Annotated in this window: 2 protein-coding genes; both read left to right on the top strand. The window is 61.5% G+C overall.

Going from position 1 to position 1799, the window contains the following annotated elements; translation table 11 throughout:
* A partial coding sequence (locus GH659_RS14705; RefSeq protein ID WP_153112186.1) for a TRAP transporter small permease occupies window positions 1–535 on the top strand: 535 nt, incomplete at its 5' end.
* A gap of 20 nt (window positions 536–555) precedes the next feature.
* A partial coding sequence (locus GH659_RS14700) for a TRAP transporter large permease subunit (RefSeq protein ID WP_153112185.1) occupies window positions 556–1799 on the top strand: 1244 nt, incomplete at its 3' end.

Genomic DNA, 1799 nt, shown 5'->3' with positions numbered 1-1799 from the left:
TGCAGATATGTTGTTCCACCTGCTGAAAATCCTCGCCGCGCTGTTTCTGGTCGCGATGATCGTGATGGTTTTCGGCAACGTTGTCCTGCGTTACGCGTTTAACTCGGGGATTACCGTCTCCGAAGAGCTATCGTCCTGGTGCCTGACCTGGATGACCTACACGGCTGGCCTCGTCGCCCTGCGCGACCACGGCCACCTCGGCTTCGACGGCGTTCTCAAAAAGATGCCGGCCGGTGTGCAAAAGCTTCTGCTTTGCGCCGCCCAGGTCATCATGATCGGCTTCATGGCCATATTCGGCTACGGCAGCTGGCAGCAGACCATCATCAACCTTGAAAACATGGCTCCGGCCTCGGGTCTCTCGCAGGGCCTGTTGTACGGCATCGGCATCGTCTTCAGCGTGGGCGCCATCTTCGTGCTGCTCGCCGACCTGATCAAGATCGCTACCGGCCAGTTGACGCACACGCTCAGCTCGGAAGCCGACGAAGCCATGGCTGAAATTGAAGAGCTCCACGAAACCGAGCACCTCAAGCACTAATCCCGTAAGGACAACAGACAATGACTATTCTTGTTTTTCTGGCGGCCCTGATGGGCGGCATGATCATCGGTATGCCGATTGCGTTCGCCCTGCTGGGCGCCGCCGTCGGCCTGATGTTCCACCTCGACATGTTCGACGCGCAGATCATCGCGCAGAACCTGATCAACGGCACGACCTCGTTCACCCTGATGGCGGTACCGTTCTTCCTGCTCGCCGGCGAAGTCATGAACGCCGGCGGCCTCTCGCAGCGCATCGTCAAGGTCGCGCTGGCCCTCGTCGGCCACAAGCGCGGCGGTCTCGGCTACGTCGCCATCGTCGCCTCGGTGCTGCTCGCCAGCTTGTCCGGCTCGGCCGTGGCGGATGCGGCCGCGCTGGCCACGTTGCTCGTACCGATGATGATGGCCGCGGGTCACTCGCAAGGCCAGTCGTGCGGCCTGGTGTGTGCGGGCGGTATCATCGGCCCGATCATCCCGCCGTCGATTCCGTTCATCCTGTTCGGTGTGGCCGGGGGCGTCTCGATCTCCAAGCTGTTCCTCGCCGGTATCGTGCCGGGCATCCTGATGGGCGGCGGTCTGGCCTTCACCTGGTGGTTCATCAACCGCAACTCCGATCTGCAAGTCAGTGAGAAAGCCTCGGCGGGTGAATTTGCCTCCGCGCTCAAGGAAGGCATCTGGGCGCTGATGCTGCCAGGCATCATCATCTTCGGTCTGAAGTTCGGCATCTTCACGCCGACCGAAGCCGCTGTGGTTGCGGCCGTTTATGCGCTGTTCGTCGCCGTCTTCATCTATAAGGAACTGAAGATCTCCGAGATTTACCACGTGCTGGTCACGGCCACCAAGAGCACCGGCATCGTCATGTTCCTCGTTGCCGCCGCACTGGCCGCGGCCTGGCTGATCACGATTGCCGACTTGCCGGGGCAGATGGTTGAACTGCTGACGCCGCTGATGGGCAGCCAGACGCTGCTGCTGCTGGCCATCGTCGCGATCCTGTTCGCTGTCGGTTGCGTCATGGACCTGTCGCCGATCATCCTGATCCTGACGCCGGTGCTGCTGCCGGTCGCCAAGCAGGCTGGCATCAACGAGATCTACTTCGGCGTGATCTTCATCGTCTGCGGCTCGATCGGTCTGATCACCCCACCGGTGGGCACCGTGCTGAACGTTGTGGCCGGTGCGACGAAGAGCGACATGACCAAAGTCGTCAAGGGCGTCGCGCCGTTCCTGCTCTCGCACTCCATCGTGCTGCTGCTGATGATCTTCTTCCCGGA

The organism is Propionivibrio limicola, assembly GCF_009469695.1.
Taxonomy (GTDB): Bacteria; Pseudomonadota; Gammaproteobacteria; order Burkholderiales; family Rhodocyclaceae; genus Propionivibrio; species Propionivibrio limicola.
The sequence above is the reverse complement of the archived record's forward strand: the minus strand, read 5'-3'. Positions and strand labels throughout refer to the sequence as shown.